The organism is Erwinia sp. HR93, from assembly GCF_034555055.1.
Lineage (GTDB): Bacteria > Pseudomonadota > Gammaproteobacteria > Enterobacterales > Enterobacteriaceae > Apirhabdus > Apirhabdus apintestini.
The window spans coordinates 1,579,701-1,595,423 of sequence record NZ_JAXUDP010000001.1 but is presented as its reverse complement, the minus strand read 5'-3'; the positions used below and the strand labels follow the sequence as shown (position 1 = coordinate 1,595,423).

The following is a 15,723-nucleotide window of genomic DNA, read 5'->3' as shown; positions in this document are numbered from 1 at the left end:
CAGGAGAGTTAGCTACGCAGTCCGCGTCCTCGCTGGATTAAATACCAGCACAGCCCGTAAAAGAGAGCGATAAAAATAATCAGCACGCCCACGGTCATCAGTAAACGCACGTCCGAGACGCCCAGAAAACCATAGCGGAAGCCGCTTATCATGTAGACGATAGGGTTTAAGCGCGACAGCGCCTGCCAGAACGGCGGCAGCAGCGTCAGGGAGTAAAACACCCCGCCCAGATAAGTCAACGGCGTCAGGACGAACGTGGGGATCAGACTGATATCGTCAAACGTTTTTGCAAAAATCGCATTTAGCAGACCCGCCAGCGAAAAGAGCACCGCCGTCAATAGCAGCGTCAATGCAACAAAAAGCCACGAATGCACGTGAAAAGGGACAAAAAACAATGAAATTGCAGTGACCAGCATTCCAACAAAAACCCCGCGGGCAACGCCGCCCCCAACATACCCGGCGATAATAACGTGGGTGGGTACCGGCGCTACTAACATTTCTTCAATATTACGCACGAATTTAGAGCTGAAGAATGAAGAAGCGACGTTGGCGTATGAATTGGTGATAACTGCCATCATAATCAGCCCCGGTACGATAAACTGCATGTAGCTAAAGCCGTGCATTTCACCGATGCGCGAACCAATCAGATTACCGAAAATGATGAAATAGAGCGTCATGGTAATCACCGGCGGTACCAGAGTTTGGATCCAAATACGCATAAACCGGTGAATTTCTCGCGCCCAGATGCTTTTTAGCGCTACCCAATAAAGCTGCATCATGCCTGCGCTCCTGTCTTATTATTAACCAGCGTAACGAATAGTTCTTCAAGCCGATTAGCTTTATTGCGCATGCTGAGCACCTGTATATCCTGCGCGCTTAGCTGACTAAAGAGGCTATTAATGCCCTGCTCACGCAGAACTTCTACTTCCAGCGTTGCGCTATCAATCATGTGCCAGCGGTACCCTTCCAGCGTAGGAGTCGCCTGCGTGGGGGCTAAATCCAGAATAAAGGTTTCGGACTTAAGTTTCGCCAGCAGCGCTTTCATCGAGGTGTTTTCCACCAGTTCGCCGTGCTGAATAATACCGATATTACGGCACAGCATTTCGGCCTCCTCCAAATAGTGGGTCGTCAAAATAATCGTCGTCCCCTGCTGGTTCAGCTCTTGAAGGAAATGCCACATAGAGCGACGCAGTTCGATATCCACGCCGGCGGTGGGTTCATCCAGAATCAGCAGCTTCGGTTCATGCATTAAAGCGCGGGCGATCATGAGACGACGCTTCATCCCGCCGGATAACATCCGCGCACGTTCGCTGCGTTTTCCCCATAAATCGAGTTGTTTCAGATATTTTTCACTGCGCTCCAGCGCCACACGCCGGGGCACGCCATAATATCCCGCCTGATTGACGACTATCTGTTGTACCGTTTCAAAGGGATTGAAGTTGAATTCCTGAGGAACCAGCCCGAGCTGTCGCTTGGCATTGACGACGTCACGATCCAGGTCATAGCCGAATACGCTAACCCGTCCGGCGCTTTTATTGACCAGTGAACTGATAATACCGATGGTGGTCGATTTACCGGCGCCGTTCGGCCCGAGAAGCGCGTAGAAATCGCCGGATTCAACGCGCAGGTCGATGCCGCGCAGCGCCTGAACGCCACCGGGATACGTTTTTGTCAGATGCTCCAGTTCCAGTGCATATGTCATAACAATGAGATTGCCCTTGCTTAGTATGTCGTTTACCCGCACTGAATGTTGAAACGCGACAGCCGCTGCCAGAACGCGCGCCCAGTAGCCTCGCTTCCTTCGGCTTCGCCTTTCATCATGCTAAGTATGGCGAGTAGGTTTCAAAAAAAGTTGAGTTGCCTTATATTACCTCAACGAACTACTTTGGTTACAGGTTGTTAACCTTACATGAAAACAATTGATACGCTTATCAGTAACAATAAAGTCTGGTCCAAACTGCTAGTGGAAGAAGATCCTGGCTTTTTCGAACAGCTTTCGAAAGCCCAGAAGCCCCGCTTTCTTTGGATCGGTTGCTCTGATAGCCGAGTTCCCGCCGAGCGCCTCACTGGCCTGGAGCCTGGCGAACTCTTCGTCCACCGCAACGTTGCCAACCTTGTCATCCATACCGATTTAAACTGCCTTTCCGTAGTCCAGTATGCGGTCGACGTGCTGGAAGTAGATCACATTATTATTTGCGGCCACTACGGCTGCGGCGGCGTGCAGGCGGCGGTAGAAAACCCCGAGCTTGGCCTGATCGATAACTGGCTGCTGCACATCCGCGATATCTGGTTTAAACACAGTACGCTGCTTGGAGAATTGCCGCCCGAAGAGCGCATGGATACGCTGTGCGAACTGAATGTGATGGAGCAGGTTTATAACCTTGGCCACTCAACCATTTTACAGTCCGCCTGGAAACGCGGGCAGAAAGTGTCCGTTCACGGTTGGGTATACGGCATCCACGATGGCCTGCTGCGCGATCTTGACGTCACTGCCATTAGCCGCGCTTCGTTAGAGCAGCAATATCGCAACGGCATGTCTAACCTAAAACGCGCGCATCATAACCACAGATGACATCATAAGCGCCGCGGGCTTAATTACCGGCGACCACGCGCTCACCTGAGGCGTATTCGCGCTATATTAAGAGGGAAACGCTCCCTCTTAACTATTTGCCTTCAAAGCTATGCCTTTACCGCGCCTTTATAACTTATTCCAGTGTAACGGGGATATAGTGAAAACACCTTTTCCGTTGGTGCTTATTTATTAACACCTACCGTCATCCGGGAACGTCAGTAACTTCTCCGCTCGCCGGAGATCCAGATATTATTCATCCAGTAAGATAACTTTGCCGATATAGGGCAAGTGGCGGTAACGCTGGGCGTAATCGATGCCGTAACCCACAACAAACTCATCCGGGATAGAAAAACCAATGTAATCGACCATTACGTCCACTTCACGGCGGGAAGGTTTATCCAGCAGCGTACAAATCGCCAGCGACTTAGGCTCACGCAGGCGCAGAATTTCACGAACTTTACTGAGCGTATTACCGGAATCAATGATGTCTTCAACGATAAGTACATCTTTACCGCGAATGTCTTCATCCAGATCCTTGATGATTTTCACATCCCGCGAGCTGGACATCCCGCTGCCGTAGCTGGAGGCGGTCATGAAATCAACTTCATGCGGCACCTGAACTTCCCGACACAAATCCGCCATAAAGATGAAGGAACCGCGCAATAGCCCTATTAGCACCATATCGCTCCCGCTATCGCGATAGCGCTCCGAAATTTGCTTACCCAGTTCTGCAATTCGGGCCTTAATTTTCCCTTCCGGGATCATGACTTCTACCGTATGTTTCATTTGATATAACCAACTGATTTATTTAATAGATAACTCTTTTGGCAACCGTAATTTGCGCGCTGAGAACCGTAAAGCGAAGAGTATAACAGCAAACCGCATCCCGGCGCTTCCCTTCCCGAATGCGTCATTTTTTGTGAATTATGTCACAATGGTTAATATATATAATTCATTGATACAAAAACTGTGTGAGTGTAAAAATTATGGAAAATAGAAGATCGCGACGGTCGAAAGCAGTGCTGCTATCGGCCCTGTTCGCATTGGTTACAGGGCTGTTTTTGCTGGGCGGGGGCGTATGGCTTACCTCGCTGGGCGGTTCCTGGTACTACCCTATCGCAGGGATTATCATGCTGGCGGTCGCGGTGCTGCTGTGGCGCCGCAGCGCGGGCGCGCTGTGGCTATACGCTTTCTTCCTGCTGGGAACCATGCTCTGGGGCGTTCACGAAGCCGGCTTTGATTTCTGGGCGCTGACGCCGCGCTGCGATATCCTCGTGTTCTTTGGCATTTGGCTGCTACTGCCTTTTGTGCGGCGTAAGCTTTTCCCCTCTTCTGCTGCTACATCGTCCCTGCTGGTTTCCCTACTGATCGCAGCCGGTATATTAATCTGGGCAGGGTTTCACGATCCGCAGGAAATCAATGGCACGCTGCCTGCCGCCTCCGCGACACCCGTTGCTCAGACCGATATCGACGATGGAGACTGGCCGGCCTATGCGCGCACTCAGGAAGGGCAGCGTTACTCTCCGCTAAAGCAAATAAATGCGCACAACGTTCATCAGCTTAAGCAGGCGTGGGTTTTCCGTACCGGCGATGTGAAATTACCGAGCGATCCCGGGGAAATCACTAACGAAGTCACGCCAATTAAAATCGGTGACACCCTTTATTTATGTACCGCGCATCAACGGCTGTACGCGCTCAATGCGGAAAATGGTAAAGAGAAGTGGCATTTCGATCCACACCTGAAAACCGATCCTTCATTCCAGCACGTGACCTGTCGCGGCGTTTCATATCATGAGGCCACGCCGCAAAATGCCGCAGCGGAAAATATCGCCGCCTGCCCGCGCCGCATCTTACTGCCGGTGAACGATGGCCGACTGTTTGCTCTGAACGCGGATAACGGTAAGCCCTGCGAAGATTTCGCCGATAAAGGGGTTCTCAATTTACAAAGTAATATGCCGGTGACAAAACCGGGCATGTACGAACCTACTTCTCCCCCCATCGTCACCGATCGTGTGATTGTTATCGCCGGTGCCGTCACCGATAACTTCTCCAACCGGGAGCCGTCTGGCGTTATTCGCGGGTTTGATGTTAACAGCGGCAAGCTTCTGTGGGTGTTCGACCCCGGCGCTAAAGACCCCAACGCGATCCCGGCTGACGAGCACCACTTTACGGAAAACTCGCCGAACTCCTGGGCGCCGGCGGTGTACGACAGCAAACGGGATATGGTCTATTTACCCACGGGCGTTACCACGCCGGATATATGGGGCGGTAACCGTACTCCGGAGCAAGAGCGCTACGCCAGTTCTATTCTGGCGCTGAACGCGACTACCGGTAAGCTTGTCTGGTCTTATCAAACGGTGCATCACGATCTTTGGGATATGGATTTACCGTCCCAGCCTACCCTTGCAGATATCACCGATAAAGACGGTAACACGGTGCCGGTTATCTATGCGCCAGCGAAAACAGGCAACCTGTTTGTGCTGGACAGACGCAACGGTAAGCTTGTAGTGCCTGCCCCCGAGCGTCCGGTTCCTCAGGGGGCCGCGAAGGGCGACCGGGTGTCAGCCACTCAGCCATTTTCGGAACTGACCTTCCGTCCTGAGAAAAAACTTACCGATGCGGACATGTGGGGCGCCACAATGTACGACCAACTGGTATGCCGGATTATCTTTAAAGGCCTGCGCTATGACGGCACCTTTACGCCGCCCTCAGAGCAAGGAACGCTGGTTTTCCCCGGCAATTTAGGCATGTTCGAATGGGGTGGGATTTCCGTCGATCCTCAGCGCCAGGTCGCGATCGCTAACCCAATGGCGCTACCGTTTGTCTCGCGTCTCATTCCTCGCGGCCCGGGCAACCCTATCGAGCCGCCGGCAGGCGCGCAAAGTAGCGGGACCGAATCCGGGATCCAGCCGCAATACGGCGTTCCTTACGGCGTCACGCTTAACCCCTTCCTGTCGCCGTTCGGACTGCCGTGTAAGCAACCGGCGTGGGGCTATATTTCAGGCATTAACCTGAAAACACACCAAATTGCCTGGAAAAAACGTATCGGCACGCCGCGCGATAGCCTGCCGTTCCCGATGCCGGTGCCAGTGCCGTTTACGCTGGGTATGCCGATGCTGGGCGGGCCCATTTCTACGGCTGGCAACGTCCTGTTTATTGGTGCAACGGCCGATAACTACCTGCGCGCTTATAACGTAACCAACGGCGAGAAACTGTGGCAGGCTCGCCTGCCTGCAGGCGGACAGGCAACGCCGATGACCTATTCCGTTAATGGCAAGCAGTATGTGGCGATCGCCGCGGGCGGGCACGGCTCCTTCGGAACAAAAATGGGCGACTATATTGTGGCCTGGACGCTTCCCGATGACGCGCACTAAACCGTAATTGCCGCGCGCGAACGTCCCGTTTTGCTGATAACTAACACATAACGCTGTGCTTCAGAATGCTGATGCCATGGCGTGTTGTGCGCGTGCTGATGCAAAAGCGGCTGAGTATAAAGGCGGATCACAATGGCTGATTATCCCTATTGAATGGCTGAATGTGGATATTATACCTGCCACAGAGTGCAGTATCTTTGTTTTCAGCAAACACGGAAAATCCCGGAGACCTAAGATGAAGGCAGCACAGCGTATTGAACAGGCCCTACAGCAAATAGTTTGCCAGCCAGAGCATGATGAAACCCTGATTGCAGAGTACTTCTCACCTCACTACCAGCAGTGGGTTGATGGAAAATCGCTGGACTTTGACGGATTTGTGCAGCATATGGCGGCTGTTAAAGCGGCGACAAGCAGCGTTTGCATTGAAATACAGGCCATTGCCGAAAATGGCAATGAAGTGTTGACCCATCATCGGGTGAGCGTCGTCAAACCCGACGCAAGCGAGGCGGTAATAGATGTATTTGCTCGCTTCACCCTCTGCGAGGGAATGATCGTCCGCTGCCAGGAACTGACTTATCCACTAAGCGGAGCGGAGGAAGACCGGGATTTGGGAAGCCGACGTTAGGTCAGGCCATCCCGCTTTGGTGCACCACCCGTTGCGGATCGTCAATGCGTTGGGATGGGGTAAGACCAGAAACCCTTAAGGTGTAACGCCAGGTAAGGCTGGCGTTCTTCGCTGCGGAGGTTAAGATACGCCTGTGATGGATTTGAGGTTTTCACATGAGCATGCCGCTGTATATTCTTGCCGCCGGAAGCCTGAAGCGAGCATTTATTCCTTTATGTCAGCAGTTCAGCGCGTCAACGGGCATCCCCGTTAAGATTGATTTTGGCCCGGCAGGCCTGCTGCGTGAGCGCATAGAGGCCGGAGAGCGCTGCGATTTATTTGCATCGGCTAATACACTGCATCCGCAAACGCTGCTAAACAGCGGACGCGCGCAGGCGGCAGAGACGTTTGCTTTTAATCGTCTCAATCTGACGGCACGAAAAACGGCGCAGACCGAAAACGCCGACTGGCTGGCGCTGCTGGCGAACCCGGCGTTACGCCTAGGCACCTCAACGCCCGGCTGCGATCCGTCCGGAGATTACACCTGGCAGTTGTTCACGCGGCTTGAAGCGCGTTACCCGGCGCTGACGCTAAAAGCCAGGGCGCAGATGCTGGTTGGCGGAAGGGAATCCCTTTCGGTTCCGGTAGGCGAAATCGCCAGCGCGTGGCTGATTCGTCAAAACCTCACCGATCTGTTTATCGGCTACGCGCACTATGCGCAGGCGCTGGAAAACACCGACGATCTGCGCATCCTCGCGATCCCCGATGAATTCCAGACGCGCTGCGAATACCAGCTGGCGCTGATAAATGCGAACGCGGAGCCATTGGCGCGGTTCATCGTCGGCCCCGACGGGCAGACATTTTTACGTCAGGCAGGCTTTTTAACGCTCGATGGTGAATAAAGGGGCTATCACCTGGCGCGGATAATTCTCCAGCGTCAGGGTGCGAACCGGCACGCCGTAGGCGTCCAGCAGATGTTTCTCCGTTACGATTTCCGGCGTTTCTCCTGCCAGCCATTTTCCCTCTGGCAATAGCAGCAGCGTATGGCTTGCGACCTGCAACGCATGCGTCGGATCGTGAGTGGTAAAAATGACGCTGCGCTGCTGGCGATGCGCCAGATGGCTGATGAGCTGTAACACCACCTGCTGGTTCGACAAATCAAGCGCGGAGCAGGGCTCGTCGAGCAAAATATTCTGGCTGCCGCTGACCAGCGCGCGCGCGATCATCACCAGCTGCTGCTGGCCGCCGGAGAGTGCACCAAACGTCCGGCCCGCCAGTGAACCGATACTGAGCTGCTCCAGGGCGAGCATGACCTGTCGCTTATCTTCCACCGTTGGCTGAGAAAAGAGCCCGACGTGACGGGCGCGGCCCATCAGCACTACATCCTGAACCTGCCAGGCAAAGGCCGGATGGAACGACTGCGGGACGATGCTCACGCCGCCTTCCACCGTCAGCTTGCCACCCAGCGCGGGCAGAGCCCCGGTAAATGTCTCCAGCAATGTGCTTTTCCCACGCCCGTTGGCACCGAGCACGGCCCAGATGTCTCCGGGCTGGCAGGTAAAACTCAGCGGCGAAAACAGCGGACTGCCGTGGCCGTACAGCAATTCACTGACGGATAAAGAGGCGGCAATCATCGGGCACTCCTGCGGTTGCTGTAGATCAGCAAAAAGGTGAACACCGGCGCGCCGACCAGCGCGGTGATGATGCCGATCGGGATTTCGGCGGCGGTCAGCGTGCGGGCCAAGTCGTCTACAGCCACCATAAACGCGCCGCCAAGCCAGAAGGCGGTCGGCAGCAGGCGGCGATGATCGGCTCCCACGAATAATCGCGCCAGATGCGGGATCACCAGCCCGGTCCAGGCAATGCTGCCGCTGACGGCAACCTGAGCGGCGACCAGCAATGCGCAGCATATCAGTACGACTCGCCGTAATGACCTGACCGACACGCCAAGCGCACGGGCATCTTTTTCATCCAACGACAGCAGGTTGATGCGCCAGCGCAGGGCGAACAAAACGCCACCGGCTAGCAGGACGGGCACAACGATCAGCGAGATTTTATGCCAGCTGGCGGTGGCGAAGCTGCCGAGCAGCCAGAAGACGATGTTCGGCAGCACTTCTTCGGTATCCGCCATGTACTGCATCAGGCTCACCAGTGCGGCGAAAAAGCCGCTGAGAATAATGCCGGAGAGGATCAGCACCAGCGTGCTTTCGCGCCCCTGGAGCGTGGCTATCAGATACACCAGCCCGAGCGCTGCCAGGCCAAACCCAAAGGTAGAGCCCATCATCAGCAAGGGGCTCAGCCCCAGAAGGATCGCCAGCGTGCCGCCGAAAGCGGCCCCGGACGTCACGCCGATAATGTGCGGATCAACCAGAGGGTTGCGAAACACGCCCTGCAAAGTGGCACCGCTGAGTCCCAGCGCGGCACCGCACATAAATGCCATCAGCACGCGCGGCAGACGTACTGACCAGACGATCTGGCTGGCGATATCCGCCTGTTGCTGAGGATGAAGCAGGCGTGAAATCACCTCGCTCAGCGGCAGGTGATACTGACCGAGACAGAGGGAAATCAACGCCAGCAGCAGCGTGAAGAGGATTAGCGCAGATTGCAGGCCGCGAAAGCGGGCTTCACTGAGCATCCGCTGTCCAGTTCACGCGATAAAAGCGCTGATAGTAATCCTGCGCCTGTTTATCGACGTCGACGCTGTTGTAGCGTTCCGGATAGAGCTTTTTCGCCATCCACAGTTCGCCAATCGCCAGCGCTTCCGGCATTGGATAACCCCATGCTTTGGCGTATTCCGGCATAAGCCAGACGCGATGATTTTTGACGGCATCAATAGCCTGCCACTGTGGATCGTTTTCAATCTGCTTCACTACCTGCGGATAGCGGTCCTGGACGAAAATTACCTGAGGATTCCACTGCAAAACCTGCTCCAGTGAAACCTGGCGCGCGCCTTTCACCGTGGCTGCCGCGACGTTCAGCGCTCCGGCGTGCTCCATCATCAGGCCGGTATATTTTCCGGAGCCGTAGGTGTTAAGGTCCGGGTTCGCGATATAGACGCGGACTTTTTTATCCTGCGGAATATCTGCCACTGGGGCATTGGCTTTTGCCCGCGCGGTGAAGGTGTAGTTAATCAGCTGCTCGGCTTCTTTCGAACGTTCCACCACGTTACCGATCAGGCGGATCCCCTGTTTCAGCCCGTCGTTGTAGGCCTGCTCTTCGTTCGCCATCGTCGGGTTCATTTTATTCTTTTCGCCAGCGGCGTCTTCACGCAGAGAAACGGCCACCACCGGAATACCGGCATTCTGAATCTGCTGAATCATTTCTGTCGGGGCGTAGTTTGCGACAAAAACCACCTGCGGATGCAGCGCCAGCAGGCTCTCGATATTGGCCTGAGTCAGATCGCCGGGCATCGGCAGGGTAGCAATCTTCGGTATAAAGCGGGCGAACTGCGGGCCAAGCTGTTTCTTCCAGCTGCTCAGCACGCCGACCACGTCATCCTGAGCATTGAGCTGTACCAGCAGGTTCAGCGTCTGATGCTGAAGCACCACCACGCGATTGACACGATCGGGCAGCGTGACCTGGCGACCCAGCTGGTCGGTAACGGTACGATCGGCGTGCGCCGCATTGACGGTGAACAGCGTGCCAAAGGCAAGGGCAGTACAAAGAGAAAGGCGGTGTAGTCTGGACATAAATGTGCTCTGAGAAGGGAAATAATCGCTATGCATTAAATTATATAGCGATGCGGAGTGCAAACCTTTCGGGCCGAATACCCCTTCTGGATCAACAGAACCTAACGATTTATCGGTGATGGCAGAAAAAGATGAACCACGATAACCCGGCGTTATTCCCCGCTGCGCATGTTGCATAAGGCCAATAATTTATGTGTTTTTATGCAAATTAAACACATAAAAATGCACTAATATAATCGGTAAATGAATGAAAGCCTGCTGCCTCACGGCGGCCCTCGCGCTCAGCGCACACGCGGCAGCAAAAACCTATAGTAGTGGGCGCGGGCGGAATCTATCGCCCGTTTGAGTTTGAAAATAATCAGAAGCAGCAGGAAGGCTTCGATATCTATCTGATTAAGGCCATCGCGAAAGCCGAAAACTTCGATATCAAACTGGTCAATACGCCGTGGGAGGGGATTTTCGCGACCCTGAACTCCGGCGATCGCGACATCATCATTTCCGGCATCACCATCACCGACAAGCGTAAGCAGATGGTCGATTTCTCGGCACCGTACTTCCCGGCAGAGCAGTCCATTGTGGTGCCAAAGAATTCGAAAGCGGGCCCGCTGGCAGACCTGAAAGATCAGAAAGTCGGCGTCGTGAATTCCAGCACCGGCGATATCGTGGTATCTGACGTGCTCGGCAAAAACAGTACCGCCATCAAACGCTTCGACAACACGCCGCTGATGTTACAGGGGCTGTTTGAAGACGGCGTGAGCGCGGCGGTGGGCGACGTCGGCGTGGTGAAGTACTACATTAAACAGCCCCCGGAGAAACAGTTCAAACTGGTGCCGAACGCCAAATTCGCGCGCCAGTATTTTGGTATCGCTGTGGCTAAAGGCAACGCTGCGCTGCTCAACAAGCTGAACGCCGGACTGAAGAAAATCGTTGCCGACGGCACCTACGCCAAAATCTATCAGATCTGGTTTGATGCCGACGTACCTGGGTTACCGGCGCAGTAATCATTAGTAATGTTACGGCAATCGCCTCTGTGGACGGTCGCCGTTTTTTTCAGGGATAAACTATGACGGAATTCCGTTGGGAAATTATCGAGGAGTATGGCCCGCTGTTCGTGGATGGCGCGATAATGACCCTCAAATGCACCATTATCTGCGCGATCCTCGGCACGCTGTGGGGGCTGACGCGCGGACTTGGGCAAATGGCGAAAGCCGAGCACGGACCGTGGAAATATGTGCTTCGTTACCTGGTGCAGTTTCCGGTGCGTTTTTACGTCAGCGCATTTCGCGGCACGCCGCTGTTTGTGCAGATCGCGGTGGTGCACTTTGCGCTGGTGCCGTTATTCATCAACCCGCGAGAGGGGTTACTGGTGACAAGCGGCGTGATGAGCAGCGATTTTGCCCGCGAGCTGCGCTCGAACTACGGCGCGTTTTTGTCATGTATCGTCGCCATTACGCTCAATGCGGATGCTTATGTTTCCAAAATTTTCCGTGCGGGCATCCAGTCGATCGATAAAGGACAGAGGGAAGCCTCACGCGCGCTCGGTATGTCTTGGTGGAAAACCATGCGCAAGGTGATCCTCCCTCAGGCTTTCCGCCGCATCCTGCCGCCGCCGGGTAATAACGCAATTGCCACCGTCAAAGACTCCTCGCTGGCTTCGGCGATAGGGCTTGCCGATCTGGCCTACGCCGCGCGTACGGTGTCGGGGGCTAATGCCACCTACTGGGACCCCTACCTGACCATTTCCCTTGTGTACTGGGTCATAACGTTCGTGCTGGCGCAGCTGGTTAACCGTCTGGAAAAGAGGTTTGGCAAAAGTGATTCACATAAAAAATCTGCATAAGCATTTCGGTGACAGCCACGTGCTCCGCGGCATCGACTGCGAGATTCAACCGCAGAAAGTGGTCTGCGTGATAGGCCCATCCGACTCCGGGAAAAGCATATTTCTTCGCTGCATGAACGCGCTGGAAAGCGTGACGGGAGGCGAAGTGGTGGTGAACGGTTTTGCCGTGCACGATAAGAACACCGATCTCAATAAGCTGCGTGAAAGCGTGGGCATAGTCTTCCAGCGTTTTAACCTGTTCCCGCACATGACGGTGCTGGAGAATCTGCTGATGGCGCCGATGTCGCTGCGCGGCATGACGCGCAATGATGCGGTTATCTTTGCCGAAGAGCTGTTAGTAAAGGTCGGACTCAGCGATAAACGCGATGCCTGGCCATCGAGCCTGTCAGGCGGGCAGCAGCAGCGGGTGGCAATTGCCCGCGCGCTGGCGATGCGACCCTAAATCATGCTCTTTGATGAGCCGACTTCCGCACAGCCCGGCTTAACGCCGGGCTGTTTTTTCTGTTCTACATTAAAACGTTTCTCTGCCCGCAATCTGCGCAACGTTACACCGTAAAACCAAGCATCATGCCGGTATCTTCATGTTCCAGCAAATGGCAGTGCGCCATGTACGCGCATTCGGCGGCAGCGGCGTGATTAAACCGCACCAGCACTTCGCTGCGTGCGCCCTCAACCTGCACAATGTCTTTCCAGCCCTGACGATGCGGCGCGACGGCACGACCGTTTTCCGAAACAATACGGAATTGCGCGCCGTGAATATGGAAAGGATGCAGCATCATGTCGCCTTCGCCGGAAATAACCCAGCGTTCATACTCACCGCGCGCGGCCTGAAACGCGGGCTTATTCATGTCGAAGGCTTTGCCGTTAATTTTATTCGCGCTGAATAAATCAAAGCCCGCACTATTCCCCTGGCCGCTCCGGTGATGCGCCATGCTCGCCTGCCCCATGTGCGCATCTTTCATTCCCGCATGCGATGCCTTGCCGTGCATCTTAGCCATTTCCCCGTGCGACATTCCCGCCATCGCCTGAGGTCCGTACTTATCCTGCAGCGCCTGCATGCCCATCATATCAAGCATGGGGTCCATCATAAGCTGGAGCCAGCGCTCCTGCGCCCCCTCTGCCTTCGGCACAGGTGGCAGCTTCACCAGCGTGTCCGGCAGCGCGCCGGGCGCCATCGCAGTAACGGGCTGAATACGCGCCACGGGCACCGGTTTGTCAAACGGCGCCACCACCATCCCCATTTGCTTCACGGGCAGCGTGAGAATATCAAAGGCCGTGGCCCCGCTTACTTCGACCAGTACCTCAAAACGTTCGCCCATCAGCACAGGCAGCGCATCCAGTTTTACCGGCTCACTCAGCAAGCCGCCGTCGCTGCCGATTACATAGAGCGGTCGTTTATCGCTGGTCGTTATCATCAAAGAACGCGCATTACAGCCATTCAATATACGCAGGCGTAGCCAGCCTCGCGGCGCTGCGTGCTGAGGATAGTTAACGCCATTACACAATAACGTATCGCCAAACCAGCCCACGGCGGCAGTCATGGTATCGAGCCGATAATCAATCTGCCCGCGCGCATCAAACCGTTTGTCCTGGATAATGAGCGGAATGTCATCAATTCCCCACTGCCGGGGCAGCATTAGTTTGCGGCTGGCTTCGTCCTCAATCAGCACCAGCCCCGCCAGCCCCATCGCCACCTGGTGCCCGGTTTTGCCGTGCTGATGCGGATGAAACCAGCAGGTAGCCGCAGGCTGCTGCGGCGTAAAACTCACCTGCCGCATAGCGCCGGGAGCAATAACACCCTGCGGCCCGCCGTCAACGTCACCCGGGATTTCCAGCCCATGCCAGTGCACCGTCGTCGCTTCGGGTAAACGATTGTGAATATCAACACTGACATTTTGCCCCTGCCGCACGCGCAGCGCCGGCCCTAATAGCGCGCCGTTATAGCCCCACGTGGCGGCATCTTTGCCATTGAATGCTGTTTTGCCCGCCTGAGCGATAAGCGTCACGCGCCCGCGGGCATCGGGTTCAAGCAGCGCCGGGATCGGCAGCGTCGGACGCGTAAGCGGCTGTGCCGCACGACTGATAAAAGGGAAGGCGCTAACGGCGCCCAAGGCGGCGGAATATTTCAAAAAATCACGACGCTGCATATGCTATTCCTTGGATAAAAGATAACCGCCGGCAGCATAAACCCTCCCCTAACGGTAAGGTCAAGAAATGCGGTTCGGAATAAAGGAACGCCGAACGGTAAAGAAATATGCTAACGTGAAAGTTCTGTTCATTGTCGGTAGATGTCATGAAGAAGTTGATCCAGGTAGCCCTGCTGGGCAGTCTGTTAGGGTTTTCCGCCACCAGCCAGGCATTAAGCGAATCTGAAGCGGAAGATATCGCCGATCTCACGGCGGTATTCGTTTATCTCAAAAATGATTGCGGCTACCAGAACCTGCCTAACAACCTAATCCGCCGTGCGCTGGTATTTTTTGCCGAGCAAAATCAGTGGGATCTGAGCAATTACGAGAGTTTCAACATGAAAGCGCTGGGCGAAGATAGCTATCGCGACCTCAGCGGCATCGCCATCGCCAGATCTAAAAAATGCAAAGCGCTGGCGCGCGACTCCTTTAACTTATTAGCCTACGTAAAATAATCCTCGCTTTACCCTGCTAACAATAACCGTGCATGCCGGGCTATTGTTAGCTACCATGTTGCGTTATCTTTAACCATACGTTAACAAAGGGGCGTATTATGTGCGATCTCACCGTATGGAATGAAACGCTGCATCCGCAGTTTGGCCAATACTTTAGCGTCGATCGCGTACTCTATCGCGAACGTACCGCGCTTCAGGATCTGATTATTTTTGAAAATGCCGCCTTTGGCCGGGTGATGGCGCTTGATGGCGTGATACAAACTACCGAGCGCGATGAATTTATTTACCATGAGATGCTGACTCACGTACCGCTACTGGCTCACGGGCATGTAAAACACGTATTGATTATCGGCGGCGGCGATGGCGGTATGCTACGCGAGGTGTGTCGCCATCAGGACGTAGAAACCGTCACGATGGTGGAGATAGATGCCAGCGTCATCGATTTTTGTCGCCAGTATCTGCCCCGCCACAGCGCCGGCGCTTATGACGATCCCAGGCTGAATCTAATCATTGATGACGGCGTCAATTTCGTTACCCAGACTCAGCGCACATTTGATGTCATTATTTCTGATTGCACCGATCCTATCGGACCAGGCGCATCGCTTTTTACCTCTGAGTTTTATACCGGCTGTCGGCGCTGCCTGAACCCGGGCGGTGTTTTCGTCGCCCAAAACGGCGTTTGTTTTCTGCAGCAGGATGAAGCACAAGAGAGTTATCACCGGCTGAGCCATACTTTTGCCGATGCCAGCTTTTATCAGGCGGCGGTTCCCACTTATTACGGCGGCCCTATGGTTTTTGCCTGGGCGACGGATAACGAAGCGCTGCGCCATTTGCAGCCTGATACCATTCAGGCCCGTTTTCACCGGGCCGGCCTACGCTGCCGCTACTATAATCCGGCAATACACTGCGCAGCATTCGCACTGCCGCAATATTTACTGGATGCGCTTAACGCTTAACCTGACCACCCGCTATGGATCCCTAATACCCTGACATACTGTTAAGG

At 54.7% G+C, this 15,723-nt stretch carries 14 protein-coding genes and 2 pseudogenes; 9 read left to right on the top strand and 7 right to left on the bottom strand.

Annotation, left to right across the window (positions count from 1 at the left end):
* Positions 1 to 8: 8 nt before the first annotated feature.
* Entirely contained in the window at positions 9 to 779 is a 771-nt protein-coding gene (locus tag SFA31_RS07355; protein WP_322837396.1) for an ABC transporter permease, read from the bottom strand.
* Complete coding sequence (locus tag SFA31_RS07350) at positions 776 to 1,702, bottom strand: ABC transporter ATP-binding protein (protein WP_322837395.1); 927 nt, start codon at positions 1,700 to 1,702, stop codon at positions 776 to 778. The genes SFA31_RS07355 and SFA31_RS07350 overlap by 4 nt, the downstream gene beginning before the upstream one ends.
* 207 nt (positions 1,703 to 1,909) lie before the next feature.
* On the opposite strand from SFA31_RS07350, the gene can reads away from it, so the two are divergent.
* Positions 1,910 to 2,572, top strand: coding sequence for a carbonate dehydratase (gene can, locus SFA31_RS07345; protein WP_322837393.1), 663 nt, complete (start codon positions 1,910 to 1,912; stop codon positions 2,570 to 2,572).
* 249 nt (positions 2,573 to 2,821) lie between these two features.
* Here the strand turns inward: can and hpt are convergent, their stop codons facing one another.
* Positions 2,822 to 3,358 carry a hypoxanthine phosphoribosyltransferase gene (hpt, locus tag SFA31_RS07340; protein ID WP_322837392.1) on the bottom strand — a complete coding sequence of 179 codons (537 nt, stop codon included), beginning with the start codon at positions 3,356 to 3,358 and terminating at the stop codon, positions 2,822 to 2,824.
* A 200-nt stretch (positions 3,359 to 3,558) separates the two neighbouring features.
* Here hpt and SFA31_RS07335 point away from each other — a divergent pair, with 200 nt between their 5' ends.
* The 3 genes from SFA31_RS07335 (at position 3,559) to SFA31_RS07325 (ending at position 7,452) form a co-directional block, all read left to right on the top strand.
* Positions 3,559 to 5,946, top strand: a complete 2,388-nt coding sequence (locus SFA31_RS07335) for a glucose/quinate/shikimate family membrane-bound PQQ-dependent dehydrogenase (RefSeq protein ID WP_322837391.1) — start codon at positions 3,559 to 3,561, stop codon at positions 5,944 to 5,946.
* A 235-nt stretch (positions 5,947 to 6,181) separates the two neighbouring features.
* Entirely contained in the window at positions 6,182 to 6,571 is a 390-nt protein-coding gene (locus SFA31_RS07330) for a nuclear transport factor 2 family protein (protein ID WP_322837390.1), read from the top strand.
* A gap of 155 nt (positions 6,572 to 6,726) precedes the next feature.
* Positions 6,727 to 7,452: a substrate-binding domain-containing protein gene (locus tag SFA31_RS07325; RefSeq protein WP_322837389.1), complete on the top strand. Its 726-nt coding sequence runs from the start codon at positions 6,727 to 6,729 to the stop codon at positions 7,450 to 7,452.
* Here SFA31_RS07325 and SFA31_RS07320 read toward each other — a convergent pair.
* The 3 genes from SFA31_RS07320 to SFA31_RS07310 are packed head-to-tail and all read right to left on the bottom strand — an operon-like array spanning position 7,432 to position 10,239.
* Positions 7,432 to 8,181, bottom strand: a complete 750-nt coding sequence (locus tag SFA31_RS07320) for an ABC transporter ATP-binding protein (RefSeq protein ID WP_322839324.1) — start codon at positions 8,179 to 8,181, stop codon at positions 7,432 to 7,434. The genes SFA31_RS07325 and SFA31_RS07320 overlap by 21 nt on opposite strands.
* Positions 8,181 to 9,185: an iron ABC transporter permease gene (locus SFA31_RS07315; RefSeq protein WP_322837388.1), complete on the bottom strand. Its 1,005-nt coding sequence runs from the start codon at positions 9,183 to 9,185 to the stop codon at positions 8,181 to 8,183. Before SFA31_RS07315 ends, SFA31_RS07320 begins: the two co-directional genes overlap by 1 nt.
* Complete coding sequence (locus tag SFA31_RS07310; protein WP_322837387.1) at positions 9,175 to 10,239, bottom strand: ABC transporter substrate-binding protein; 1,065 nt, start codon at positions 10,237 to 10,239, stop codon at positions 9,175 to 9,177. Before SFA31_RS07310 ends, SFA31_RS07315 begins: the two co-directional genes overlap by 11 nt.
* Before the next feature lie 247 nt (positions 10,240 to 10,486).
* Between SFA31_RS07310 and SFA31_RS07305 the strand changes: the two are divergent.
* From SFA31_RS07305 to SFA31_RS07295, 3 genes and pseudogenes are all read left to right on the top strand, one after another.
* Positions 10,487 to 11,240, top strand: a pseudogene (locus SFA31_RS07305) (basic amino acid ABC transporter substrate-binding protein).
* A gap of 62 nt (positions 11,241 to 11,302) precedes the next feature.
* The gene (locus SFA31_RS07300) at positions 11,303 to 12,079 is read left to right on the top strand and encodes an amino acid ABC transporter permease (protein WP_322837386.1); all 777 of its coding nucleotides are present in this window, start codon (positions 11,303 to 11,305) and stop codon (positions 12,077 to 12,079) included.
* Positions 12,054 to 12,518: pseudogene (locus SFA31_RS07295) on the top strand (amino acid ABC transporter ATP-binding protein); the annotation flags it as partial. The gene SFA31_RS07300 and the pseudogene SFA31_RS07295, both read left to right, overlap by 26 nt.
* A gap of 106 nt (positions 12,519 to 12,624) precedes the next feature.
* On the opposite strand, the gene cueO reads toward SFA31_RS07295, so the two are convergent.
* A complete protein-coding gene (gene cueO / locus SFA31_RS07290) occupies positions 12,625 to 14,226 on the bottom strand; it encodes a multicopper oxidase CueO (protein ID WP_322837385.1) in 1,602 nt (533 codons plus the stop codon).
* Positions 14,227 to 14,372: 146 nt separating this feature from the next.
* On the opposite strand from cueO, the gene SFA31_RS07285 reads away from it, so the two are divergent.
* Complete coding sequence (locus SFA31_RS07285; protein WP_322837384.1) at positions 14,373 to 14,720, top strand: YacC family pilotin-like protein; 348 nt, start codon at positions 14,373 to 14,375, stop codon at positions 14,718 to 14,720.
* Positions 14,721 to 14,818: 98 nt separating this feature from the next.
* Positions 14,819 to 15,676 carry a polyamine aminopropyltransferase gene (gene speE / locus SFA31_RS07280; RefSeq protein ID WP_322837383.1) on the top strand — a complete coding sequence of 286 codons (858 nt, stop codon included), beginning with the start codon at positions 14,819 to 14,821 and terminating at the stop codon, positions 15,674 to 15,676.
* The last annotated feature ends 47 nt before the right edge of the window (positions 15,677 to 15,723 follow it).